General features: G+C 78.0%; 25 protein-coding genes. 10 read left to right on the forward strand and 15 right to left on the reverse strand.

The window, feature by feature from the left end; translation table 11 throughout:
• Positions 1-9: 9 nt before the first annotated feature.
• Positions 10-1,227 carry a cation:proton antiporter gene (locus ACOQFB_RS18660; RefSeq protein WP_421609061.1) on the forward strand — a complete coding sequence of 406 codons (1,218 nt, stop codon included), beginning with the start codon at positions 10-12 and terminating at the stop codon, positions 1,225-1,227.
• Positions 1,228-1,243: 16 nt separating this feature from the next.
• Here ACOQFB_RS18660 and rnk read toward each other — a convergent pair whose 3' ends face one another.
• The 4 genes from rnk to ACOQFB_RS18680 form a co-directional block, all read right to left on the reverse strand.
• A complete protein-coding gene (rnk, locus tag ACOQFB_RS18665) occupies positions 1,244-1,657 on the reverse strand; it encodes a nucleoside diphosphate kinase regulator (RefSeq protein WP_059438927.1) in 414 nt (137 codons plus the stop codon).
• Positions 1,658-1,957: 300 nt separating this feature from the next.
• Positions 1,958-3,112: a PQQ-dependent sugar dehydrogenase gene (locus ACOQFB_RS18670; protein ID WP_421609062.1), complete on the reverse strand. Its 1,155-nt coding sequence runs from the start codon at positions 3,110-3,112 to the stop codon at positions 1,958-1,960.
• Positions 3,113-3,134: 22 nt separating this feature from the next.
• Positions 3,135-3,881, reverse strand: a complete 747-nt coding sequence (ribA, locus tag ACOQFB_RS18675) for a GTP cyclohydrolase II (protein ID WP_421609063.1) — start codon at positions 3,879-3,881, stop codon at positions 3,135-3,137.
• Positions 3,878-4,906, reverse strand: coding sequence for an NAD(P)/FAD-dependent oxidoreductase (locus ACOQFB_RS18680; RefSeq protein WP_421609064.1), 1,029 nt, complete (start codon positions 4,904-4,906; stop codon positions 3,878-3,880). The genes ribA and ACOQFB_RS18680 overlap by 4 nt, the downstream gene beginning before the upstream one ends.
• 256 nt (positions 4,907-5,162) lie before the next feature.
• Between ACOQFB_RS18680 and ACOQFB_RS18685 the strand changes: the two genes are divergently transcribed.
• A complete protein-coding gene (locus tag ACOQFB_RS18685) occupies positions 5,163-6,314 on the forward strand; it encodes a PAS domain-containing sensor histidine kinase (protein ID WP_421609065.1) in 1,152 nt (383 codons plus the stop codon).
• A gap of 56 nt (positions 6,315-6,370) precedes the next feature.
• On the forward strand, positions 6,371-7,546 hold the full coding sequence (locus ACOQFB_RS18690; RefSeq protein ID WP_421609066.1) for a vitamin K epoxide reductase/DsbA family protein: 1,176 nt from the start codon (positions 6,371-6,373) through the stop codon (positions 7,544-7,546).
• Positions 7,547-7,550: 4 nt separating this feature from the next.
• On the opposite strand, the gene ACOQFB_RS18695 is transcribed toward ACOQFB_RS18690, so the two are convergent.
• The 7 genes from ACOQFB_RS18695 to ACOQFB_RS18725 form a co-directional block, all read right to left on the reverse strand.
• Positions 7,551-8,888, reverse strand: coding sequence for a sigma-54-dependent transcriptional regulator (locus tag ACOQFB_RS18695; RefSeq protein WP_421609067.1), 1,338 nt, complete (start codon positions 8,886-8,888; stop codon positions 7,551-7,553).
• Positions 8,889-8,897: 9 nt separating this feature from the next.
• On the reverse strand, positions 8,898-10,142 hold the full coding sequence (locus ACOQFB_RS18700) for a sensor histidine kinase (RefSeq protein ID WP_421609068.1): 1,245 nt from the start codon (positions 10,140-10,142) through the stop codon (positions 8,898-8,900).
• Complete coding sequence (locus tag ACOQFB_RS18705; protein ID WP_421609069.1) at positions 10,142-11,545, reverse strand: hypothetical protein; 1,404 nt, start codon at positions 11,543-11,545, stop codon at positions 10,142-10,144. Before ACOQFB_RS18705 ends, ACOQFB_RS18700 begins: the two co-directional genes overlap by 1 nt.
• Complete coding sequence (locus tag ACOQFB_RS18710; protein WP_421609070.1) at positions 11,542-12,150, reverse strand: hypothetical protein; 609 nt, start codon at positions 12,148-12,150, stop codon at positions 11,542-11,544. The genes ACOQFB_RS18705 and ACOQFB_RS18710 overlap by 4 nt, the downstream gene beginning before the upstream one ends.
• Before the next feature lie 11 nt (positions 12,151-12,161).
• Positions 12,162-12,932: a hypothetical protein gene (locus tag ACOQFB_RS18715; RefSeq protein WP_421609071.1), complete on the reverse strand. Its 771-nt coding sequence runs from the start codon at positions 12,930-12,932 to the stop codon at positions 12,162-12,164.
• Positions 12,933-13,079: 147 nt separating this feature from the next.
• Positions 13,080-13,688 carry an alpha/beta hydrolase family protein gene (locus ACOQFB_RS18720; RefSeq protein WP_059438961.1) on the reverse strand — a complete coding sequence of 203 codons (609 nt, stop codon included), beginning with the start codon at positions 13,686-13,688 and terminating at the stop codon, positions 13,080-13,082.
• A complete protein-coding gene (locus ACOQFB_RS18725) occupies positions 13,685-14,542 on the reverse strand; it encodes a PfkB family carbohydrate kinase (protein ID WP_421609072.1) in 858 nt (285 codons plus the stop codon). Before ACOQFB_RS18725 ends, ACOQFB_RS18720 begins: the two co-directional genes overlap by 4 nt.
• 101 nt (positions 14,543-14,643) lie before the next feature.
• Here ACOQFB_RS18725 and nikR point away from each other — a divergent pair, with 101 nt between their 5' ends.
• The 7 genes from nikR (at position 14,644) to ACOQFB_RS18760 (ending at position 19,324) form a co-directional block, all read left to right on the forward strand.
• Positions 14,644-15,063 (forward strand): nickel-responsive transcriptional regulator NikR, encoded by a 420-nt coding sequence (gene nikR, locus ACOQFB_RS18730; protein ID WP_011419556.1) that lies wholly within the window; start codon positions 14,644-14,646, stop codon positions 15,061-15,063.
• 117 nt (positions 15,064-15,180) lie between these two features.
• On the forward strand, positions 15,181-15,897 hold the full coding sequence (locus ACOQFB_RS18735) for a DUF4198 domain-containing protein (protein ID WP_421609073.1): 717 nt from the start codon (positions 15,181-15,183) through the stop codon (positions 15,895-15,897).
• Positions 15,894-16,331: a DUF4198 domain-containing protein gene (locus ACOQFB_RS18740; RefSeq protein WP_237758143.1), complete on the forward strand. Its 438-nt coding sequence runs from the start codon at positions 15,894-15,896 to the stop codon at positions 16,329-16,331. The genes ACOQFB_RS18735 and ACOQFB_RS18740 overlap by 4 nt, the downstream gene beginning before the upstream one ends.
• A complete protein-coding gene (locus ACOQFB_RS18745; protein WP_421609074.1) occupies positions 16,328-17,344 on the forward strand; it encodes a hypothetical protein in 1,017 nt (338 codons plus the stop codon). The genes ACOQFB_RS18740 and ACOQFB_RS18745 overlap by 4 nt, the downstream gene beginning before the upstream one ends.
• A gap of 3 nt (positions 17,345-17,347) precedes the next feature.
• Complete coding sequence (locus ACOQFB_RS18750) at positions 17,348-17,980, forward strand: energy-coupling factor ABC transporter permease (protein ID WP_059438965.1); 633 nt, start codon at positions 17,348-17,350, stop codon at positions 17,978-17,980.
• Positions 17,967-18,533 carry a hypothetical protein gene (locus tag ACOQFB_RS18755; RefSeq protein WP_421609075.1) on the forward strand — a complete coding sequence of 189 codons (567 nt, stop codon included), beginning with the start codon at positions 17,967-17,969 and terminating at the stop codon, positions 18,531-18,533. The genes ACOQFB_RS18750 and ACOQFB_RS18755 overlap by 14 nt, the downstream gene beginning before the upstream one ends.
• A gap of 2 nt (positions 18,534-18,535) precedes the next feature.
• Positions 18,536-19,324 carry an energy-coupling factor ABC transporter ATP-binding protein gene (locus ACOQFB_RS18760; protein ID WP_421609076.1) on the forward strand — a complete coding sequence of 263 codons (789 nt, stop codon included), beginning with the start codon at positions 18,536-18,538 and terminating at the stop codon, positions 19,322-19,324.
• A 31-nt stretch (positions 19,325-19,355) separates the two neighbouring features.
• On the opposite strand, the gene ACOQFB_RS18765 is transcribed toward ACOQFB_RS18760, so the two are convergent.
• The 4 genes from ACOQFB_RS18765 to ACOQFB_RS18780 form a co-directional block, all read right to left on the reverse strand.
• Positions 19,356-19,787: a bacteriohemerythrin gene (locus ACOQFB_RS18765; protein WP_059438967.1), complete on the reverse strand. Its 432-nt coding sequence runs from the start codon at positions 19,785-19,787 to the stop codon at positions 19,356-19,358.
• A gap of 170 nt (positions 19,788-19,957) precedes the next feature.
• The gene (locus tag ACOQFB_RS18770; protein WP_421609077.1) at positions 19,958-20,719 is read right to left on the reverse strand and encodes a thermonuclease family protein; all 762 of its coding nucleotides are present in this window, start codon (positions 20,717-20,719) and stop codon (positions 19,958-19,960) included.
• Complete coding sequence (locus ACOQFB_RS18775) at positions 20,716-21,582, reverse strand: YwiC-like family protein (RefSeq protein ID WP_494492313.1); 867 nt, start codon at positions 21,580-21,582, stop codon at positions 20,716-20,718. Before ACOQFB_RS18775 ends, ACOQFB_RS18770 begins: the two co-directional genes overlap by 4 nt.
• A gap of 182 nt (positions 21,583-21,764) precedes the next feature.
• Positions 21,765-23,297, reverse strand: coding sequence for a DUF3943 domain-containing protein (locus tag ACOQFB_RS18780; protein ID WP_421609079.1), 1,533 nt, complete (start codon positions 23,295-23,297; stop codon positions 21,765-21,767).
• Between the last annotated feature and the right edge of the window lie 47 nt (positions 23,298-23,344).

Consider the following 23,344-nt stretch of genomic DNA (forward strand, 5'->3'; position numbering starts at 1 on the left):
GCGTTCCCGATGTCCTCCGAGCTCGCCTACATCGCCCTGCTGTTCGCGCTCTTCGTCATCCCCAAGGCGCTGCAGCGCTTCCGCATCCCCGGCGCCATCACCAGCCTCCTGCTCGGGCTGGCGGCCGCCCGCGCCGGCCTCTTCACCGGCGACCCCACGCTGGCGCTGCTCGCCACGCTGGGCATCACCGGCCTGTTCCTGTTCGCCGGCCTGGACGTGGACGCGAAGGACCTCCGCCGCGGCGCCGCGCTCGTCGCGCAGCACCTCGTCATCCAGGCGCTCCTGCTCGCGGGCGTGGCGTGGGCCATCGCCGCCGCCACCGGGGTGGACTGGCGCCCCGCCACGCTGGTGGCGCTCGCGCTGGTGACCCCCTCCACCGGCTTCATCCTCGACTCGCTGCAGTCGTTCGGCCTCGACGCCGACCAGCGCTTCTGGACGCGCACCAAGGCGGTCGCCACCGAGCTGCTCGCCCTGGCGGTGCTGTTCGCGGTGCTCCAGTCCACCTCGGCGGCGCGCTTCGCCGGCGCCACCGCCGCGCTGCTCGCGGTGGTGGTGCTCATCCCGCTGGTGATGCGCGCGTTCGCGGTGGCGATCGCGCCGTGGGCGCCGCGGTCCGAGTTCGCGTTCCTGGTGATGCTCGCGGTGATGGCGGCGTTCGCCACCCGGAAGCTGGGCGTGTACTACCTGGTGGGCGCGTTCCTGGTGGGCGTGGCGGCGCGCCGCTTCCGCGAGCGGCTGCCGGCGTTCTCCTCCGACCGCCTGCTGCACGCGGTGGAGGTGTTCGCGTCGTTCTTCGCGCCGTTCTACTTCTTCAGCGCCGGCGCGCACCTGCACCCGGAGCTGCTCACCCTCTCCTCGCTCGCGGCCGGCCTGGTCTACCTCGCGGCCATGATCCCGCTGCGGGTGGGCCTGGTGGCGGTGCACCGCAAGCTCGCGCTCCGCGAGCGCCTGGGCCAGGCGCGGCGCGTCGCGACCGCGCTGCTGCCCACGCTGGTGTTCTCGCTGGTGCTGGCCGAGATCGTGATCGAGCGCTTCGAGGGCGTCCCGCCCTGGCTGGTGGGCGGGATCATCCCGTACGCGCTCCTGAACACGATGATCCCGGCGCTGACGCTGGGCGCGACCGCGAGCTTCGAGGAGGTCCACCTCGACGTGACGGTGACCGAGCCCGAGCCCCAGGCGGCGCTGGCCGCCGCGCCGCCCGCGGCCCGGCCGGGCCAGCCCGGCTGAGCGGCCGCGGCGCGGCTCACACCGCCGCGCTCGCCGCCGCCGCGGCCGGAGGCTGCACCGAGCGCACGCGGAGCTCGACCTCGCGCCCGTCCGGCAGCGTCCAGGAGATGGACTGGCCGGTGGACAGCCCGAGCAGCGCCGCGCCGATGGGCGCCAGCACCGACAGCCGGCCCTCCCGCAGGTCGGCCGCGGTCGGGTAGACGAGCGTGACCTCCCGCAGCTTGCCGGTCGCGCCGTCCTCGTAGACGACGCGCGAGTTCATGGTGACGACGTCGGCCGGCACCTGGCCGTCCGGCACGCGCACGGCGCGGTCGAGCTCGGCGTCGAGCCGCTCCGCCGCGGCGGCGTCGCGGCCCTCCTGGTGCTGCTCCACCAGGGCGCGCAGGCGCTCGTGATCGGTCTCGCTGACGTAGATGCGGTCGCGGCTCATGGATCCTCCAGTCGCTCGGGCCGGGCCTGGCCCGGGTGTGTCCAGCGGTGAATGCCCGCGCGCGGCCTCGAGCGGCGGCGCGGCGTACGGGCGGTGCTGCGATGCGGTGGTGCGGGTGGGGCGCGCCTCGGTCCTGCGCTCTAGCGCGAGGGAATCGAGGCGCCCTGGCCGAGGAAGGCCGTGCCGTGGGCGCACGGGCGCCCGCTCGCGATCCGCCGGGGCGGGGCGAGGCAGGGGCGCCGGGAGGTGTGGACGGGCGCGTGCACGGTCCCTCTGATGTAGCCGCGCGCGCCGAGAAGATCAACCGCCCACCAGCCGGACCACCACGTCCCGCTCCGCCGGGCACGTGCCGCGGCCGTCGCAGTTGCTGGTGGTGAGCCAGAGCGCGCCGTCGGGCCCCTCGACCACCTCGCGGATGCGCCCCAGCCCCGCCGGCGGATCGCCCTCGAGGTAGACCTCGTGGGCGCGCAGCCCGCGGCCGTCCAGCACCACCCGGTGCAGGTGGCGCGACCGGAGCGTCCCGAACAGGAAGCTGCCCTTCCACTGCGGCACCGCCGACCCGCGGTACACGCTCCCGCCGCCCGGCGGCGCGGCCGCGCGGAACGAGAGGATCGGCGCGACCGTCCCCGGCTCGGCGTCGCAGCCGGACACCGCCGGCCAGCCCAGGTCGTCGCCGGCGCGCGCCACCGTCACCTCGTCCTGGCCGGTGCGGGAGCGCTCCCCGCTCGGCCCGTGGTCCGCCAGGATCAGCGTGCGTGCGTCGAGCCAGTCGAACGCCTCCAGGTTGCGGAGGCCGGAGAGGAGCACCGCGCTGTCCGGCCGCGGATTCCCCGGCGCGGGCGCGCCGTCGGGGGTGATGCGCAGCAGCTTTCCGCTCGGGCTCGCCGCGTCGCGGGCGCGGTCGGGGTGGCCGCCGTCGCCGGTGCCGACGTAGAGCATGCCGTCGGGGCCGAACCGGATGCGCCCGCCGTCGTGGTAGCGGGCGGCGGGGATGCCGTCGAGCAGCACCTTCTCTCGCGTCGCGGCGCGGCCGTCGGCCGAGAGCCTCCAGCGCGTGACCTGGTTCGCCGGCGCCCCGCTCGCCTCCACCGTCGCGTACAGGTAGAAGCGCCGGTTCTCGGCGAAGCGCGGATCGGCCGCGATCCCGAGCAGCCCACCCTCCCCGCCCGGCGCGATCTCCACCGTGGCCACCGGCTGCGGCTCGAGGCGCCCGCCGCGGATCAGCCGCACGCGCCCCGGGCGCTCGGTCACCAGCACGTCGCCGCCGGGGAGGAAGGCCAGCCCCCACGGCACCTCCAGCCCGCTCGCCACCCGCTCGACGCGGATCGGCACCGCGCCCGCCGCCCCGAAGCCCTGCTCCACCATCGTGCAGCCGGGCGCCGCCGTGCGGGCGGGGGCGGCGCCGCAGGCGAGCAGGAGCGCGAGCGGGGCGAGGGCCGCGAGGACGGTGCGCATCCCGGGGATCTACGGGCGCGCGTCACTCCGCGCCGGGGTCCTGCGGAGCCGGCGCGACGACCACCGGGTCGGCCTGCTCGGAGCGCGGGGCGAGCGCGTCGACGTCGATGAGGTGCCCGGACCGCCGCGCCTTGGTCTCCAGGTAGAAGCGGTTGTGCTCGCCCGGCGGGATGACGTGCGGGATGCGCCCGCTCACCTCGACCCGGTAGGCGGTGAGCTGCCGGAGCTTCTCCGGGTTGTTGGTGATGAGCCGGATGGAGCGGAGCTCGAGGCCGTGGATCATGTGGGCGGCCACCGCGTAGTCGCGCTCGTCGTCGCGGAAGCCGAGCGCGAGGTTCGCCTCCACCGTGTCGAGCCCCTGCTCCTGGAGCGCGTACGCGCGGATCTTGTTGATGAGCCCGATCCCGCGCCCCTCCTGGCGCAGGTACAGCAGCACCCCGCGCCCCTCGCGCTGGATGGCGGCGAGCCCCTCGGTGAGCTGGTCGCGGCAGTCGCAGCGGAGCGAGCCCATCACGTCGCCGGTCAGGCACTCGGAGTGGAGGCGCACCGGGACGTCCGAGGCGCCCACCACGTCCCCGTGCACCAGCGCCACGTGCTCCTTCGCGTCGCGGTTGTTCCAGAACGCCACGATCCGGAACGGGCCCGCGCGCGTCGGCAGCCGGGCCACCGCCACCACGCGCACGCACACGCGGCCCGGCCCGAAGCCCTCGCACTCGTGGTCCCGATCGCGCAGCACGAGCTGCGCCAGCGCGTCGCCGCCCCCGGTCATGCCCCCTCCCCCGCGAGGATCCGCCCCGCCAGCGCCCGGCCCGAGCGCCACGCCGCCTCGACCCCGCCGCCCGGCGCGAAGCGATCGCCCGCCACGCCCAGCCGCGCGCCGCCGGGCAGCGCCAGCAGCAGCGGGCGCGCCAGCTCCGCGGCGAGATCGGTGCGGGCCCAGCGCCAGCGGTGCGGGTGCGCGGTGCGCGGGTCCGCGGCCCACGCGCCGAGGAGGCGCGCGGCCTCGTCGAGCACGTGGCGCGGCCAGTCCGGATCCTCGAGGTGCTGGCGCGACCAGGCCGGGTGGGCCTGGAGCGCGAGCACGAGCAGCGGCGAGCCCGGGCGCTTGCTCGACTCGTGCGAGACGACCTGGACGACGCGCGAGGTCTCCGGGTAGCTCACGTGCCACGGCGGGCGCGGCGCGGCGGGCCCGTACGCGGCCAGCAGCGCGAGCGCGCAGTGGCTGGACGCCGTCGCGAGCAGCGCCCGGGCGGCGGCCACGGCGGGCGGGGCCGGCAGCACCGTGGCGAGCAGCTCGTCCGCCTGCTCGGCGGCGAGCGCCAGCACCGCGACCTCTGTCTCGAGGAACGAGCCGTCGTCGAGCCGGAGCGCCACGGTGCCGTCGCCGGGCACGAGGCCGACCACCTTGCGCTGCAGCCGCAGCTCGAGCCCCTCCGCCAGGTGGCGCGGGAACGCGTTCACGCCCTCCGCGAAGGCGCGGCGCACTTCACCGGGAGAGAACGCCTCGGGCTGGCACGGCGCGCCGCTGCCGTGCACGTCGGCCGGCCAGTCGAGCCGCGTCGCGGGCACCGCGTCGAGCGCGGCCAGGAACGCGGGGTCGCGCCCGTGCAGGAACACCGGGCCGTAGTCCACCGGCTGGCCCTCCAGCGCACGCGTGGCGCAGCGGCCGCCCACGCCGCGCGCCCGGTCCAGCACCAGCGCGCGCCGGCCGCCCTCCGCGAGCGCCCTCGCGCAGGAGAGCCCGGCCACGCCGGCCCCGACGATCACCACCGGCGATCCCTCGGTCCCCGCCATGGGTGGGAGTGTAGACCGCGCGCGGGCCGCCGTTCGCACCACGGATCGGGCGCGGCATTTCGCCGGGCGGGTCGTGCGGCGCCGCCGCGCGCGAACCGGCCGGGCGCCCGCACGTCGCGGGGCCTCTCGCGCAGCGGGACCTGTTGGGGCGGGCGTCCATCTCCCGCGGCGCGAGCCGCGGATCGAGGCAAGATTCCCCCCGCCGGGTGCGCGTGAGCGCTCGCGCGTGACGGCGCCGCACCTCGTGCTTCGAACGATGAGCGACCCCAACGACCATCGCCCGACCCCGGGCGGCCCGGGGCACCTGCTGGAGCAGGAGCAGCTCCTCCGCCTCCTCGTCGACAGCGTGAAGGAGTACGCGATCTTCATGCTGGATCCGGCGGGCCACGTCCTCACCTGGAACCCGGGCGCGGAGCGGATCAAGGGGTACCCGGCGCGCGAGATCGTGGGGCGGCACTTCGCGGTGTTCTTCACGCCCGAGGACGTGCGCCGCGGCAAGCCCGAGGCGGAGCTGCGCGAGGCCGCCGAGCAGGGCTCGAGCGAGGACGAGGGCTGGCGGGTGCGGCGCGACGGCACGCGCTTCTTCGCGAGCGTGGTGGTCACCGCGCTGCGCGGCCCGGACGGCGCGCTCCGCGGCTTCGCGAAGATCACCCGCGACCTCACCGAGCGCCGGCGCGGGGAGGAGGCGCGGCGCAACCTCGCCGAGGCGCGCGAGGCGGTGCGCTCGCGCGACGACTTCCTGGCGGTCGCGTCCCACGAGCTGCGCACCCCGCTCACCTGCGTGCAGCTCGTGACGCAGTCGCTCGCCCGCCAGACGCACGAGGGGCAGCCGGTCACGGTCCAGCAGGTGGAGCGGCTCGAGCAGCTTCAGCGCCACGTCGCGCGGCTGGGCGACCTGGTCAGCGGGCTGCTCGACCTCGCCGAGATGTCGCGCGGCGCGCTGCAGCTCGAGCCGACCCCGTTCGACCTCTCCGAGCTGGTGCAGGAGGTCGCGGCCCGGTTCGAGCCGGACGTCCGGCGCAAGGGGGCGGCGCTGAGCGTGCACGCGCCCGGGCCGATCCCCGGCCGGTGGGACCGCCGCCGGGTGGGCGACGCGATCGCGGCGGTGCTCGGGAACGCGGTGAAGTACGGCGGGCGCTCGCCGATCGAGATCACGGCCAGCCGCGACGACGGCCGGGCGGTGGTGGTCATCGAGGACCGGGGGCCGGGCATCGCCGTCGAGGACCAGTCGCGCGTGTTCGAGCGGTTCGAGCGCGCCGCGCCGGTGGCGCACTACCCGGGGCTCGGTGTCGGCCTGTGGACGGCGCGGCAGATCCTGAACGCGCACGGCGGCGAGATCGCGGTCGAGAGCGCCGCGGGCAAGGGCGCCCGGTTCTCGCTGCGGCTTCCGCTCGAGTCCCCCGCCTGACGGTGGGGCACGCCGGTAGGCAGGACGGCCGGGCGACTTCCGGTTACCATCCCCCCGTGCCCGCACCCCACGTACCCGACACCTCCAGGGGCAAGCAGCCCGATCGCGGGGGGACCCCCGCCCGCTCGCGCGCGCTCGAGCTCGCCATCCTCGTGCTGGCGCTGGCCGGCGCCGGCCTCGCCGCCGAGCTGACCCTCCTGCACGGCCGCGCCCACGCCGGCGGCGCCTCCAGCTTCTGCGCCATCTCCGAGCGGGTGAACTGCGACAAGGTGGCCCTGAGCGCCTGGTCGTCGCTGCTCGGGGTGCCCCTCGCGGCCTGGGGCCTCCTGGCGTACCTCGTCATCGCCGCGCTCGCCGTCTCGGCGCTGCGCCGGCCGCGCGCGGAGGCGGGCTGGCCGGCCGGGCTCCTGCTCGCCGCGTCGACCTTCATGGCGGCGGGGGCGGTGTTCCTCGCGGCCATCTCCGAGCTGGTGATCGGCTCGCTCTGCATCGTGTGCGCGGGCTCGTGGCTGGTCTCGTTCGCGCTCGCCGGCTGCGCGTTCGCGCTGGCGCGGCGCGCCGGCGGCCCCGCCGCCGCGATCCGGGCGGACGTGGCCGCGCTGCGCGCGCGCCCGCTCGCGTCCGCCACCGCCGCGCTCGTGCTCCTCGCCGCCTCCGGCGGCCTGTTCGCCTTCTACGCCGGCCCGCCGCCCGCGTCCGCGGGCGCGCCCGCCGCCGCGGCGCCGGCCGCGAAGCTCGGCCCGCCCGGCTCGATCGTGCTCTACGAGTACAGCGACTACGAGTGCCCGTTCTGCGCCAGGAGCCACGAGGCCAACAAGCCCATCCTCGCGTCCCGGCCCGACGTGAAGGTGGTGCGGCGCCACTTCCCGCTCGACGACACCTGCAACCCGAAGCTCACCCGGCCCTTCCACGTGGGCGCCTGCGACCTCGCCCGCGCCGCCATCTGCGCCGAGGCGCAGGGCCGCTTCGAGCAGATGGACGACGCGCTGTTCCGGAACCAGGCGGAGAAGGCGCCGGTGCGGGAGCTGGCCCGGCGGATCGGCCTCGACGTGCCGCGCTTCGACGCGTGCCTCTCCTCGCCGGAGACCGAGAAGCGCCTCGCCGACGACATCGAGAGCGCCATCCAGGCCGGCGTGCGCGGGACCCCGAGCTACGTGTACGGCGGCAAGGTCTACCCCGGCGACCTCGCCACGCTGCTCGGCGCGAAGCCGGCGGCCACGAGCGGCGGGTAGCGCTTCAGCCCTCGCCGCCCTCCACCGCGAGGCCGTGGCTCGCGAGCAGCGAGTACAGGCGGCGCCGGGTGACCCCGAGCAGCCGCGCGGCGCGGGTCTTGTTCCCGCCGGCGCGCTCCAGCGCCGCCTCGATCACCTCGCGCTCGAACGCGTCGAGGCCGAAGCCCTCCACCAGCACGTCGGCGGCGCGACCGCCGGCCCGCGGCGCCGCGCCGGGGGCGACGTGCTCGGCGCGGATCTCGCCGTCGCCCGCCAGGATGAGCGCGCGCTCGAGCGCGTTCTCCAGCTCGCGGACGTTGCCCGGCCACGGGCGCTCCAGCAGGCGCGCGCGGGCCGCCGGGCCGAGCCGCTCCGGCGGCACGCCGTGGCCGGCCAGGTGGCGCTCCGCGATGGGGAGCACGTCCTCGCGGCGCTCGCGCAGCGGCGGCACGCGGATCGCGAAGACGTCGAGCCGGTAGTAGAGGTCCTCGCGGAAGGCGCCCTCGGCGACCGCCGCGGCGAGGTCGCGGTTGGTCGCCGCCACCACCCGCGCGTCCACCGTCCGCGGGGCGGTCGCGCCGAGCGGCACGAAGCTGCGGTCCTGCAGGAAGCGGAGCAGCTTCACCTGCGTGGACGGCGGGATCTCGCCGATCTCGTCGAGGAACAGCGTCCCGCCGTCGGCGGCGGCCAGGTGGCCGGGCCGGCGCTGCGCCGCGCCGGTGAACGCGCCGCGCTCGTGGCCGAACAGCTCGCCCTCGAGCAGCGTGTCGGGCAGCGCCGCGCAGTGCACCTCGACCAGCGGCCCGGCGGCGCGCTTGCTCCGCCAGTGGACGAGCCGCGCGAGCTGGCTCTTCCCGGTGCCGCTCTCGCCGAGCAGGAGCACGGTCGCGTCGGTGGCCGCCACCTGCTCGGCGGCCGCCACCGCGGCGCGCATCCCCGCGCTCTCCGCCACCAGGTCCGGGGCGAGCCGCGCCACCAGCCCGGCGCTCCGGGCCGCGGCGGCGCGCTGCTCGGCCAGGCGCCGCACCCGCAGCCGCAGCTCGTCCATGGGGAACGGCTTCGTGACGTAGTCGGCCGCGCCCGCCTTCATCGCCTCGACCGCGCTCTCGGCCGAGCCGTGCGCGGTCATCATCACCACCTCGGGCGGCGGCGTGCGCGCGCGGGCGGCCCGCAGCACCGCCAGCCCGTCCACCTGCGGCATGCGCAGGTCGGTCACCACCACGTCGAACGCGCCCTCGCCGAGCCGCGCCAGCGCCTCGGCCCCGCCGCCGGCGCGCACCACCTCGTGCCCGTCCAGCTCCAGCATCTCCTGCACGAAGCGGCCGAGCTTGGGCTCGTCGTCCACCACCAGCACGCGGGACATGCGGCGATCCTATCCGGGCTCGAGCGGCAGGGTGAGCGCGAAGGCCGCGCCGGGCGGGCCCGGGTCGGCGAGCTCGAGCGCGCCGCCGTGCCGCTCGGCGATGCGCCGGGAGATGGCCAGCCCCAGGCCGGCGCCGCGGGCCCGTCCGCTCGCGAACGGCTCGAACAGGCGCGCGCGCAGGGCCGCGTCCACCCCCGGCCCGTCGTCGCGCACCTCCAGCCGCGCCATGGGGCCGGCGGGGCCGGCGGTGACCGCCACCCGCCGCGCCCCGGCCAGCGCCGCGTTCTCGAGCAGGTTCGCGAGCACCTGGCGCACCCGCGCCGCGTCGGCGCGCACCCGGAGCGGCGGCACCGAGAGCGCCACCTCGACCGCCGGGTGGGCGCGGCCCAGCGCGCGCGCCGCGTCGGCGGCGAGCTCGGCGAGGTCGGCCGGCTCGGCCGCGATGGCGGGATCGCGCGCCAGGTCCAGGAAGTCGTCGGTGAGCCGGCGCAGCCGCTCCACCTCGCCGAGCACGTCGCCCAGCGCCTCGGCGTCGCGCGGCGCGAGCGCGGCCCCGGAGCGCGCCCGGACCAGCTCGGCCGCGCCGCGGATGACGCCGAGCGGGTTGCGGATCTCGTGCGCCACCATGGCGGCCATGGTCGCGAGCGCCTCGCCGCGCGCGGCCCGCGCCGCCGCCGCGGCCGAGCGCCGCTCCGCCCGCGCGAACCCCGCCGCCGCCAGCGCCAGCGCGAGCGCGGCCAGCGCCGACAGCGCCACCCCGAGCCACAGCGCCCGGCGCAGCCCGGCGCGCGCGGCGGCGAAGCCCTGCCCCGCCTCCAGCGCCAGCGCGGCCGCCGGCGCCCCGTCCGGCCCGCGCACCGGGAAGTAGCCGGTGGCGACCGGGAGGTTGCCGACCGCGTAGGCGAACGCGACCGACGGCTCGCCCCGGAGCGCGCGCGCCACCCGCGCCGGATCCACCCGGAGCAGGTCGGCCCGGCCGCCGGCCGCGCCGGTCGCGTCGGCGAGCACGCGGAGCTCGCGGTCCACCACGTAGGCGCCCTCCAGCCCGTTCGCCGCCATGACCGCCCGCAGCGCGGCCGGATCGGCGCCGGCGCGCCCGAGCAGCTCGGCGGCGGTCGCGCCCGCGCCGGCGAGCCGCTCCTCCAGCACGCGGTCCAGCGCGGCGGAGGCCGCGCGGTGCAGCGCGAGCGTCGCGCCGAGCGCGCCGGCCAGGCCCAGCAGGCCGGCGAGCAGCGGCGCGAGCGCGCGGACCATCAGTACCCCGCCGTCCACTGTAGCCCGACGGTCGGCACGAGCTTGTCGTACTCGAGCGAGGGGATGCTGGACAGCGCGCGGCGGGCCTGCAGGCCCAGGCGCGCGGTGAGCCGGCGCCCGAGGTCCAGCTCCCCGAGCAGCGCGGCGTCGAGGTAGGTGTCGCGGCGGGTGTCGAGGAGCACCGGGTCCTGCGCGTCGTACGCGCGGAAGGACACGCCCGCCTCCGCGGCGAGGCGCGCGCGCGTGCCGAGCGGCAGGCGCAGCTCGGCGCGGGGGCCGTGCTCCACCCAGGACAGGTAGCCGACGTCGGCCGCGTCGCGGCCCGCGCCGTAGGCGAGCCCGAGCCACGCCAGGCCCACCGGGAACGCCAGCTTCGCCTCGCCGCGGGCGAGCACGCCCGAGAACGGGTCGTACGCGCCCGAGTACGACTCGAGCCGGACGAAGGCGGTCGCCGAGAGCACCGCCGGGCCCATCGGCACGCCCGCGGAGGCGAGCAGCCGGTGCGCGGAGAGGTACGGATCGCCGGCGAGCGTCCGGTAGCCGTACGCGTACTCCGCGAGCAGCGACACCGCGCCGGCGCGCGCCTGCCAGCCGGCCGCGCCGTCCAGGGCGGCCAGGTCGTAGCCGCCGAGCTGGAACTGCTCGTTCGCGGCGCCGCCGAGGCGCAGGTACGGCCCCACCGCGCCCCGCGGCCGCCACAGCCCCGCCGCGCCCACCGCCCAGATGCCGTCGGCGTCGCCGCTGCCCGCCGAGCCCGGGGGCGCGAGCGTCACGTTGGAGTCCCAGCCGCTCTCGGCCCAGGCCGAGAGCACCAGCCGCCCGTCGCGGCTGGCGAGCCGCGACAGGTCGGTCGCCATGCGGGCCAGCGCCGGGTTCGCGGTGGCGGCCTCGAACAGCGACGCCGCCTGCGAGCCCTCGCCGGCGCGGAGCGCCACCAGGCCCAGGTAGAGCCGCGCCAGCTCGCGGTGCGCGGGCACCCGCTCGGCCTCGCGCAGCAGCGGCCGCGCCGCGTCGTCCTGGCCGAGGTCGTAGCGGCAGATGCCCTCCAGCAGCGCCGCGGACTCCCCGGCCCCGGCGGCGCGCGCGGCCGCGAACGCCTCGGCGGCCCGGCGGGTCTCGCCGGCGTCGAGGAGCCGCAGCCCCTCCTCGAACGGATCCGCGCCCGCCGGCCCGGCCGCGCACAGCTCGGCCAGCCCGGCGCGCGAGCGCGCGTCGGCGGGATCGCGCTCGGCGGCCGCGCGGAACGCGGCGGCGGCGGTGTCGCGGTCGCCCGCGCCGAGCGCCGCCTCCGCCACCGCCCGGTACTCGGCCGCGGCGGAGGGATCGGCCGCGCCGGCGGCGGCGACCGGCGCGCAGGGCGAGGCGGCCGCGGCGGCGGCCGCGAGCAGCAGGGCGGCGATCATGGGCGCGCCTCCGCCGCGTCGGCGCGGGTGGTCAGCCCGGCGAGCAGCTTCCGGGCCTCGTCGCGGCGGTAGCGGTCGCGGCGCTTGCCGGAGAGCCCCTCCGCCTCGCGGCAGAACGCGGCGGCGGCGGCGGGGTGGCGATCCCGGCCCAGCGCCTCGCAGCGCGCCAGGTAGAAGTCCACCGCGGCGGTGGAGGGCTCCCCGCGCAGCGCGCGGGCGATCTCGGCGCGGAGCCGCGCCGCCTCCCCGGCCACCCGCGGCCCGGAGCGCTCGCCGACGCCGGCGAGCTGCGCGTCGGCGCAGAGGTACAGGCGCGCGTCGTAGCAGGCCAGCGCGCGGTAGTAGGCGATGAGCGCGTCGCCGCCCGCGGCGGCGCCGGTGCCGAACGCCTCGAGCGCCTCCTCGGGACGGCCCAGCTTCACCAGCGTCGCGCCGGCGTAGGGCCGCGCGTCCGGATCGCCCATCCGCTCGGCGACCCGGAACTCCACCAGCGCCTCGGTGTAGCGCCCCTCGCGGAAATGGCGTGCGCCGGCGAGCAGGTGCTCGCCGGCGTCCGCGCCGGCCGCGAGCGCGAGTCCGAGGAGGATCAGGGCGTGCGTGCTCACGGCCGCACCGCTCAGTGCATCCCGCCGGGCCCGCCGCCCATGCCGCCGCCGGTGCCGCCGCCGGTCCCGGAGCCGCCGTCCATGCCGCCGTGGCCGCCCATGGTCCCGCCGTGCATCTGCATCATCCGCTGCGCACCGGCGGCGTCGCCGCACTCGCCCGCGCCGTTCATGCCCGCGCCGTGGCCGGCGCCGTGCTGACCCTGCGCGCCCTCCGGCCGCTGCGTCGCGGCCTGGCCGGCCTGGTGGCGGAGCGCGTGCCGCTCGGCCGCGCGGGTGGCCTGCATCTCGCGCATCTCTGCGCTGTTGCGCTGCGCGATGCCCTGCATCGCCTGGCCCGGCAGCTCGGGGCGGCCGGCGCCGGTGGGCGCGTGCTGCATCATCGCGTCGTGCATCTCGGCGCGGACCTGGTCGTGCATCCGGGCGCGGGTCTGGTCGCCGGTGCCGGTGCCGTCGTGCAGCCGGTCGCGGTCCTGCGCCATCTCGCGGACCTGGTCGCCCATGGCGGTCGGGTCGGACCGGTGCGCCGGGTCCTTCGCCATCTGCCGGACCTGGTCGCCGATCCCGCTGCCGTCGTGCAGGCGATCGTGCTGCCGAGCCTGATCGCCGGTGGCGGTGCCGTCGTGCAGCCGGTCGTGCTGCCGCACCTGATCGCCGGTCCCCGTGCCGTCGTGCAGGCGGTCGCGATCCTGCTGCTGGACCGGGTCGGTGGTCGGGGTGGTCTGCGCGCGGGCGGCGCCGGAGGCGAGCAGCGCCGCTGCGGCTCCGATGATCCATCGCTTCATGGTGTCCTCACTCCGCCGCGACATGCGGCTCGACCCGATGTCAGAGCAACCCGCGTGCCGCACCGGATCTCGCGGGGTTGCGCCCCCCGGAGCGCCCCGGGTGTACCGGATGGTACGCCCGCGCGTACGGGCCGGTACAGCGCCCGTTCAGCGGAGGTGCCCGGCGAGGAACGCGCGCACCGCGTCCAGGGCGCGGGCCTCGACCTCGGCCTGCGTGGTGCCGCGCGCCGCGAGCGCGCGCACGCCGGCCTCGAGCGAGTGGTTCCCGTCCTCCACCACGTGCAGCGCGCTCGGCGCGCGCATGCGGCGGCGCACGGCCTCGAGCGCGTCGAGCGGGCAGAGCGGATCGCGCGTCCCCTGCACGAACAGGACGGGCGTGCGCAGCGCGAGCAGCACCTCGTCGCGGAGCGTGCCGGAGGCGCCGCGCAGCGGGTACCCGAGGCACACGAGCGCCGCGACCTCCTCCTCGAGCGCGAGGTGGCAGCCGACGCGCGAGCCCATCGACTTTCCCGCCAGCACCACCGGCCGCCGCGAGCGGCCGCGCAGGGCCCGGAGCGCGGCGCGGTGCGCCTCGACGAGCACCGGCAGCCGGTCCGGCGAGCGGCGCCCGGCGAGCCGGTACGGGTAGTCGAAGCGCGCCACCTCGCCGATCGCCGAGAGGTGCGCGGCCCAGCGCTCCATCCACGCCGACGTGGACGCCGCGCCGGCGCCCGGCGCGAAGAGCACCCGCGGGCGATCCCGCCGCGCCCCGCTCACGGCGCCTCCAGCGGGAGCTGGCCGTCGCGCGGGTCCACCGCGCGCAGCACCGCCGCCCCGTGGCGGCCCGCCGCCGTGCAGGCGTCGCCGAGCGGCAGCCCGGCCGCGAGGAGGAACACGAGCGCGCCGGCGAAGCTGTCGCCCGCGCCGTACGCGCCGCCGACGGCCTCGGGCGCGGGCGGCGCCGGGAAGCGCTCCACCCCGGCGGCCGTCTCGATCGTCCCGCCGGCGGCGCCCTCGGTCAGCACCAGCGCGCCGGGCGGGACCGGGTAGTCGGCGCGCGCGCTCACCTCGCGCGCGTCGAGCCGGCTCCCCACCACCACGTCGGCGGCGACGCCGGACCGGGCCAGCGCCTCGCGGCGGCGGGCGGTGACCACCAGCAGGCGCGCCGCGCGGGCGGCGCGGAGCGCGGCGGGATCCTGGGCGGTGAAGTAGGCGGCGTCGCAGCCGGCCAGCGCGCCCCAGGGCAGCGGGTCGTCGGCGCGCGGGTGCAGCGGCTCGCCCACCACGACGATGGTCCGCTCGCCGTCCGGCGTGAGCAGCACGAGGTCGCGGGTGTGCGGCTCGGCCCGGCGGGCCGCGTGCACGCTCACCCGCGCCCCGCTCGCGGCGAGCGCCCGCTCCACCTGCGCGCCGGCCTCGTCGTCGCCGACGGCGGTGAACAGCAGCACCTCGGCCGGCGAGCGGGCGAGCTGCCAGAACGCGACCCCGCCCCCGCCGCCCGGGAACCAGCGCGGCGCCTCGAGGTGCGCGATCTCGCCGGCGCGCGGCAGCGCCGGCACGCGGCCGATGGTGACGTGCTCGACGTGGCCGACCACGGCGAGCCGGAGCGGGGGACGGGCGGGCGGCGTCATGGCCTGGGAGGTAACACGGCGCCGCGCCCGCGGCCCGCCCCGGCGCGGCGCAGTTGTGGGCGGGGCCGCCCTCCGGTAGCGTCGGCGCGCACGGAGGCCACATGCTGGAGCGCATCGGGATCTCGCTCGAGGACGGGCTGCTCGAGCAGTTCGACAAGCTCATCGCCGAGAAGGGCTACGTCAACCGCTCGGAGGCGGTCCGCGACCTCATCCGCGACGCGCTGGTGCAGCGCGCGTTCACCGAGTCGTCCGGGCGCGAGGAGCGCGTGGCGGTGGTGACGCTGGTCTACGACCACGACTCCTCCAGCCTGGCGCAGAAGCTCGCGCACATCCAGCACGAGAACCACCGCGCGGTGGTCTCGGCGCTGCACGTCCACATGGACGCGCACAACTGCCTCGAGGTGCTGGTGCTGCGCGGGCGCGGCAAGGACGTGGTCGCGATGGGCGAGAGCCTGGTCGCGACCAAGGGCGTCAAGTACGGCAAGCTCGTGCCGGCCACCGCCGGGCACGACCTCCGCTGACGACGCTCGCGGTTGCGTCAACCCGTCCGGTTGACCCCGCCGCGGGACTCCAGTATCACGCTCCTCGGAATCGTGCTACGCGCCGGGGCGCCCGGCGCGCCGGGAGCGTCGCCCATCATGCCTGCCGCCCTTCCCGCCCGCCTCGCCCGCCCGGCAGCCCTGCTCGCGGCGCTGCTCGGGCCCGCGGCCGCTGGCGCCCATGAGCTGTGGCTCGCTCGCGAGGGCGCGGCGGTGGTGCTGCGCGCCGGCCACCCCGGCGCGCCGCAGCCCATCGACGCGGCGCGGGTGACGGCGATCCGGTGCCTTCCGGGACCCGGGCCCGGCCCGGCCGTCGACGCCCGCGCGCGCGCCGCGTTCGCGCCCGCCGAGGTCCGCATCCCGGGCCCGTGCGCGGTGGTGACGGTCGCGCTCCGCCCGGCGTTCTGGTCGCTGACGCCCGACGGCCAGGTGGAGCGGCCGCGCGACGAGGTCCCGGACGCGGTCCGCTCCTGGGAGGCGATCCAGCTCGCGAAGTGGATCGACCCCGGCGCGCCGGCCGCCGGGGCGGCGCTCGCGGAGCCGCTCGAGCTCGTGCCCGTGACGGACCTCTCCCGCGCGCGGAAGGGCGACAAGGTCGCGGTCCGCGTGCTCGCCGGCGGCGCCCCCGCGCCGGGCGCCGCGGTGGCGCTCGGCCACCACGGGCTGGGCCTCACCGACTCGAAGGGCGAGCTGCGGCTCCGCCTGCGCGCGACCGGGACCACGGTGGTGAGCGCGTCGCTGCGGCGGCCGCTCGCCTCGCCGAGGGCGGAGTCGCAGGTGCTCGAGGCGAGCCTCTCGTTCGAGGTGGCCCCGTGATCCGCGCCGCCGCGCTGGCGCTGGCGCTGGCGCTCGCCCCGGGGGCCGCGCGCGGCCACGAGGTGCTGCACGAGCTGGCGCCGGGCCACGCCGCCGGCCTGCGCGTCTACTACGCGGACGGCGAGCCGCTCGCGTACCAGGCGTACGAGCTGTGGTCCCCCTCCGACCCGCGCGTGCCCTGGCAGAAGGGGCGCACCGACCGCGCCGGCTGGATCGCGTTCGTGCCGGACGTGCCGGGCGCGTGGCGCGTCAAGGTGGTGGACGCGGGCGGGCACGGGCTCGACGCGATGGTGCAGGTCCCGGCTGCGCAGGGCGGGCCGCCGGCCGGCCCGGGCGCCGGGTTCGTGCTGCGCCCGCTGCTCGGCGTCGCGGTGATCGCCGCGATCTTCGCGGCGCTGTTCGCCTGGCAGCGCCGGAAGGGAGCCCGGTCTTGAGGCGGCGGGCGAGGACCGCGGCGCTCGCGCTCGCCACCGCCGCCGTCGCAGCCGCCGTGCCCGACCGCGCCGCGGCGCACCACGGCGTCGCGGCCGTCGGGCTCGCCGGCCCCGAGGGGCCGGGCGCCGCGCTGGAGACGACCTCGGCGCTCCCGCTGCCGGAGCGAAGCCTGCTCGTGCTCGCGCGGGGGGAGTGGGTGCCGTACCAGCGCTTCGCCTGGGCCCGCCCCGAGAACAAGGACCACAGCGCGTTCGGCACCCTCGCGATCGGCTACGGGATCACCCCCTGGCTCACCGCATACGCGTTCCAGCCGCTGAGCGTGAAGGAGCAGGACGGCGTCGGCCGCAACGCCGGGGCCGGCGATCCGTCGCTCATGCTGGCGCTCGGCCTGAAGTGGGACGACGGCCTGCGGCTCGTGCCGGAGCGCGAGAGCCTGGACGACCTCGCCGACTGGCACTTCTCCGCGTGGGCCTCGAGCACGCTGCCGCTCGGGACCACCGGCGCACGAGACGACCGGGGGGCGCGCCTCGAGCCGGACATGCAGACCGGGTTCGGCGAGCCCAGCCCGGTGGCCGGCGTGGCCGCGCTGAAGCAGCTCGGCGACGACCTCACCTTCCTCGCCGACGCGAGCCGCCAGTGGTTCCTCACGCACCGCTACGAGGCCGGTCGCTACCGCTTCGGCGCCGAGACGCGGGTGAACGCCGCGCTGGTGTGGCGCGCGCTGGCGCGGCCTGGCCTCCGGCTCGATCTCTCCGGCGAGCTGAACGGCCTCGACCTGCGGCGCGACCGCGAGGAGGGCGAGGGCGGGGCCATGGTCCCGCTCCGCGCGTCGGGCGGGCGGGTGCTGTACGCCGGGGCGGGCGTTCGGGTCTTCGTGGGGCGCCTCTCCGCGGCGCTCGGCGTGCGGCGCGCGGCGGCCACCGCGCTCGACGAGCGGCCCGAGCAGCAGGGCTCGGAGGGCCTGGAGCGGTTCCGCGCCACGCTCGCGCTCTCCTGGCTCGTGGGGGGCTAGCCGATGCACGTCCCGGACGGCTTCCTCTCGCCCGCCATCACGCTGCCCGCCTACGCGGTCGCGGCGCCGCTCTGGGCGCTCGCCGCGCGGCGCCACCTCGGGCGCGACGCCGCCGACGCGCTGCCGGTGGTGGGCGCGCTCACCGCGCTCGCGTTCGTGGTGCAGACCATCGCCATCCCGGTGCCGGGCGGCACCTCCACGCACCTCGTCGGCGTGACGCTGCTCGCGATCCTCTACGGCCCGCTGCTCGCGTTCCTGTGCGAGTCGCTGGTGCTGCTGCTCCAGGCGCTGTTCTTCGGGGCGGGCGGCGTCACCGTGCTCGCGGTGAACGCGCTCGCCATGGGCCTCCTCGGCCCGCTCGCCGGCTGGGCCGTGCACCGGCTGCTGCGGCGCCGCGCCGGGCGCGCCGCCGCGTTCCTGGGCGCCTGGGTCTCGATGCAGGTGGCGGCCGGGGCGGTCGCGCTCGTGCTCGGGCTCCAGCACCGGGTCGCGCCGGAGTACTTCCCGGTGCCGTTCGCGGTGTCGGCGACGGCGCTGCTCGCGCCCAGCCTGGCGGTGACGGGCCTGGTGGAGGGCCTCTACACGGTGCTCGCGCTGGCGCTCCTCCGGAGGGCGGATCTCCGTGGCCTCGCCTGACCCGCGCCGCGAGCGGCTCCTGCTCTGCGGCTGGCTCGCCGCGGCGTTCGCGCTCTCGGCGGTGACCGACCTGCGCGCGCTGGGGCTCGCGGCGCTGGCGGCCGCCGTCGCGTTCCGGCGCGGGCTGCCCCGCGCGCTCGGGCGGGTGGCGCGGCTGGTGCTGCCGGTCACGCTCACGATGTCCGCGCTGTCCTGGGCCTTCCTCCGCCTGGGCGCGCCGGTCGCGCCGCCGCTCGAGCCGTTCCTGGCGCTCGCCGCCCGCACGCTCCTGCTCGCGTTCCTGGCGTTCTCGGTGCTCGCCCGCGTGAACCTCCTGCGCGCGCTCGCGCCCTGGCCGGCGGCGACGCGGCTGGTGGTGATCGCGCTCGCGCAGATCCACGCGCTGCGCCTGCTCGCCACCGAGTCCGCCGACGGCCTGCGCAGCCGGCTCCCGCGCCGGCCCGGGCCGCTCGACGTGGTGCGGAACGCGAGCGGCATCACCGCCGCGCTGCTGGTGCTCGCGGTGCGGAACGCGCGCGAGGTGTCCGACGCCATGCGCTCCCGGGGGTTCTAGCCGTGGAATTCGAGGTGGACGTCCGGCGGATGGAGCTGCGCGGCCGGCCGGTGCTGCGCGACATCCGGTTCTCGGTGGCCGCGGGCGAGCGGGTGGTGCTGCTCGGCGTGAACGGCTGCGGCAAGACCACGCTCCTCAAGCTCATGGACGGGCTCGCGTTCCCGCAGGAGGGCGCGGTGCGCTGGCGCGGGCGCGCGCTCGACGCGGCGGCGCTCGCCGGGGCGGCGTTCCGGCGCGCGTTCCGCGGCGAGGTGGGGCTCCTGTTCCAGAACGTGGACGCGATGCTGTTCAACCCGTCGGTCGCCGACGAGATCGCGTTCGGCCCGCGGCAGCTCGGCGTCCCCGAGCCGGAGGTCGAGGCGCGCGTGGCGCGCTGGGCCGGCGCCTTCGGCCTGGAGGCGCTGCGGGAGCGGCCGCCGTTCGAGCTCTCCGGCGGCGAGAAGAAGCGGGTGGCGATGGCGGCGCTCATGGCGGTCGGGCCGAAGGTGCTGCTGCTCGACGAGCCCACCGCCGGCCTCGATCCCGCCAGCGCCGGGCGGCTGGTGGACTTCCTGGCCGGGCTGGAGGGGACGACCGTCGTCACCTCCACGCACCACCTCACGCTGGCGGAGGAGCTGGGCACGCGGGCGGTGCTGCTCGGGCCGGAGCGCGCCGGCGTGCTGCACGACGGCCCCACCGCCGCGCTCGTGCGCGACGAGCGGGCGCTGGTGGAGAGCGGGCTGGCGCACCGGCACGTGCACGCGCACGGGGCCGAGGTGCACGCGCACTTCCACGTGCACGACACGGAGTAGCCGCGGGCGCGGGGCTCGCCCGCGCGCCGGGTCAGCGGAAGGGGATCACCACGGCGCCCGCCGGCTGCGCGGGGCGGACGTGATCGGCGAGGCGGCGGTCGGAGCCCGCCATGTGGCCGGCCAGGCCGGCGCGCAGCTCCACCGCGAACGCGAGCGCGAGATCGTCCTCGCCGCGCTCCAGCGCGCCCTGGATCTCGTGCATCGCCTCGAGGAGGGTGCGGTGCTCCGAGGCGTGGTCGGCGAGCCCGGCGAACGCGCTCGCCTGCATGAGCATCTCCTCGCTGCCGAAGTGGACGCCGCTGTACGACACGAGCTGGGCCGAGAGCTGCCGGGCCATCCAGGGGCGGGCCTGCTCGATGGCCTCCGTCAGCGCGGTGACGAGCGCGATCTGCAGGTGGTGCTCGTGATCCATGGCCTCGTGGCCGAGGTCGAGCTTCTCGTTCCAGGCGTGCGCTTCGATCATGTCCGTGCTCCCGGCGCCCGGTCGGGCGCCTCGCCACAGTCCTTCCATCCGTACCCGCCAGAGGCAAGGCCTATCCGGGTAGGCCCGAACGAGCGAGCGTGCGCCGACCCGCTACACGGTGGGTGACGTCGATCGCGCCGAGGATCAAGCCCGGGGCCCGCGGGCGCGGCTCAGCGGCGGACCAGGCAGGGCGGGCGGTCGCGGAAGCGGCGCTCGTACGGGACGTAGACCAGGCACGAGCGCCCGCGGCCCTCCCCGGCGCACACCTCCTCGCAGGCCCGGTACGTCCGCGCGTGCGGCCGCGCCGTGGCCGCGCCGGTGCGCGCGTCCACCAGCCGGTCGTACGCGCCGCGCCGCCCCAGCCCGGCCTCGCCCTCCGAGTGCGCGCTCGAGACGATCACGTCCGGCACGCCCTCCGCCCACATGCCGGCCCCGGCGCGCTGCGCCTCGCGCTGCGCCGCGAGCAGCGCGGGATCGGCGGGCCCGTCCATCGCGAACACCGTCGCGAGCCCCTCGCGCACCAGCGTGCGCGACAGCTCGGGGCACTCCACCAGCAGCCGGCCGTAGCGGTCGCGCCCGCCCCGCCCGCGCACGCTCCGGCAGTCCCAGGTCCCGGCCGCCGCGCGCGGCCCGGCGGCGCGCGCGACGGCGAGCAGCGCCTCCGGCCGCCAGCCGCCCCAGCGGTGCACCGGCCCGTACGTCTCGAGCGTGTTCACGCCGGCGAGGCGCGCGCGCTGGCCCGCGCGCGGGCCGGAGACGAGCCGGAAGGTGTCGCCGTCGGTCCAGCGCACCGCGGCGGCCTCGCCGTCGAGCACCACCCGCCCCTCGGCGGCGCGGGCGGACCGGCCGCGCCGGGCGCGGGCGTCGGAGGGCGCGGCGAGCGCCAGGGCCAGGCAGCAGAGCGCGAGGAGCGGGCGGCGGGGCGGGATCACGCCGCCAGGATCGCACGGCGGGCGGACACGCGCCGCGCGCGCTTCAGCGGAGCCCGACCACCAGGATGACGAGCGTCACCGCCGACGCCCACCAGCGCCCAGCCCAGCTCGCGCAGCCGCTTCGGCGAGACGCGCACGAGGCACACCACGATCGAGAAGAGCGCGGTGGGGAGCGTGGCGAGCGCGAGCGCGCCGGGCAGGCCCGCGGCGCTGAGCGCCACGGCCGCGACCGCGAGCAGGCCGGCCAACACCGCGTGGCGGCGGCCCGGGTCGGCGGCGCCCTTCGAGCGGACGCGCACCAGGATCACCTGCACCGCGAGCGTGGCCGCCCCGAACGCCAGGATCCAGGCGAGCAGCGCGGCGAGCGCGGCGGGGTGCTCGGCGCCGGCGGCGAGCGCCACGGCGTAGCCGGCGGAGGCGAGCGCGGCGGCCACCGTGATCTCGCCGGCGGCCGTCTTCTCGAGCCGGCGCCACACCAGCACGCCCACCAGCGCGGCGAGCGCGGCCGGGAGCAGGAGCGCGAGGCGCGCGGCGGGCGGCGCGAGCGCGATGCCGGCGAGCCCGGTGGCGGCGGCGAGCGCGCCCAGCGCGGCGAGCCAGCGGCGGGCGCGCGCGCCGTCCTCGGCGACGGCGCGGCGGCCCCGCTGCCCGAGCACGACCAGGAGCGGCTCGTGCGCCACGAACGCGAGCACCACCGCGGCCGTGAGCAGCCAGGCGGCGGCGCCGGGCCGGGCGATGGCGAGCGCGGTGAGGAGCGGCATGGCGAGCTGGCCCCAGGCGCCGTGCTCGTGCGGCAGCATCGAGCGGCGCTTCGCCGGCGCGGCGGCGGGGGCCTGGCGGGAGATGACGGGCTGGCTCGGCACGGCGGAAGACTCCGGAGAGCGTGGGGTTCACCGGTCCATGTAGCAAGGGCGCTGCCAGCCGCAACCCTCCGGTGATCGGCGGGTTTTCCGTTACTCCGGCACCGCGCACCCGCCCGTCGGTGCGGGCCCCCACGGATTCCCGACGGTCGTGGCCGCCGCGGGATCCCGCCCGGCGGCCCGGGTCACGGGCCGAGCAGCGCCGGGTCGAGCGGGGCGGCCGGTGCGTGGAAGCCGTTCATCTCCCAGAACACGCGCACGCTGCGCCCGGTGAACGCCTCGCGGCCCCCGACCTCGGGCCAGAGGGTGCGGGTGTGGAGCGTGCCCTCGATGCCCAGCCCGTGCTCGCCGGCGATGCGCACCACCACCGCGGCGTCGCCGGCGCCGATGAGCTCGTCGCCGCCGATCGCCCCGGCTCCGAAGAGGAGGTAGTGGCGCAGGCCCAGGCGCACCGCGGCGCGGCCCGCGGCGGTGAGCTGCAGCTCCAGCACCGACTGGCCGCCCGGGCCGAGGCGGTAGTCGCGCCCCTTCCCCTCGGCGTCGCGCGCCACCTGCCCGCCGCCGCCCATGAGGATCCCGGAGACGATCGCGGTGCCCTCGACCAGCAGGTCGTGCGCGAGGAGGCGGCCGCCGGAGGTGCCGAGGCCGAGCGCGCTGGTGGACACGCGGAACACGCCCGGCGTGTCCAGGTCGAAGCTCCCGTACAGCCCGTAGACGCCGCGCCAGCCGGCCGGGTCGCCGTAGGTGGCGCCCGCCAGCAGGCCGCGCAGGATCAGGGTCGCGTCGGGGTTGGAGCGGCCGGCGTACGCCGCCTGCAGCTCGAAGTGGTCGAACGGCCGCTCGAAGCGGAACGCCGGGTGCCACGCGAGCCCGTGCACCATCCGGAACGCCACCTCGGGCGAGGTCTCCCAGCCCGGCGGCGGTCCCGCCGCGTCCCACGCCAGGCGCGCCGCCACCGGCCCGGCGGAGAGCGTCCACGCGCGCGGCTCGTCCAGCTCGTCGTGGCCGTCGCGGAGCACGCCGTGGTTGATCGCGTCCATGGGCGCGAGCAGCGCGGCCCCGACCTCGCGCCACGGGTTGCGGCCGTCGCCGCGCAGCATGCCCGCGAGGCGGAACAGCACCTCGCCGAGCACGATGCCGCCGATGGGCGTGGTGATCTGGTCGTTGATCGAGGGCGGCTCGGTCTCGCCGGCGATCTCCCAGATCAGGCTGGAGGCGAAGGTGTACGGCGTCGAGCGCCAGAAGCCGAGGCCGGCGCTGCGCGCCGCGGTCATCGACCACATGCCCTGGTACGGGTGGCCGAACTGGTTGATCCAGAACTGGTCGTCGTCGAGCACCCAGGCGCTGCGGAGGTTGCGGGAGATGGAGTCGCCGGAGATGTCGGCCCAGGGCGCCTCGCCCACCCAGCGGTTCCAGCCCATCATCACCAGCGTCACCGCGGCCGACTCGGCCGCGGGGAGGAACACGTTCGCGCCGCGCGGCAGCGAGCGCGGCGCCAGGCGGGGCGAGAGCGAGGGCGGCGGGGGCGGCGGCAGCACCGAGGCCGGGAGCGTCGCCGCCGTCGCGGCGGGCGCGTCCGCGGCCACCGCGGGCACGGGCGCCGCGGTCGCGGCCTCGCCGCCGGCGGCGGGCGGAGGCGGCCGGGGATCCGCAGCGGCGTCGGGCTGCGGCCAGGCGAGCGCCAGGCAGGCGGCGATCAGGACACGGCGTGCGGGCACGGCGGACCCCCGCATCTAGCACCCCCGCGCGCGTGGCGCCAGCGGCC

Source organism: Anaeromyxobacter sp. Red801 (genome assembly GCF_049201065.2).
GTDB lineage: Bacteria > Myxococcota > Myxococcia > Myxococcales > Anaeromyxobacteraceae > Anaeromyxobacter.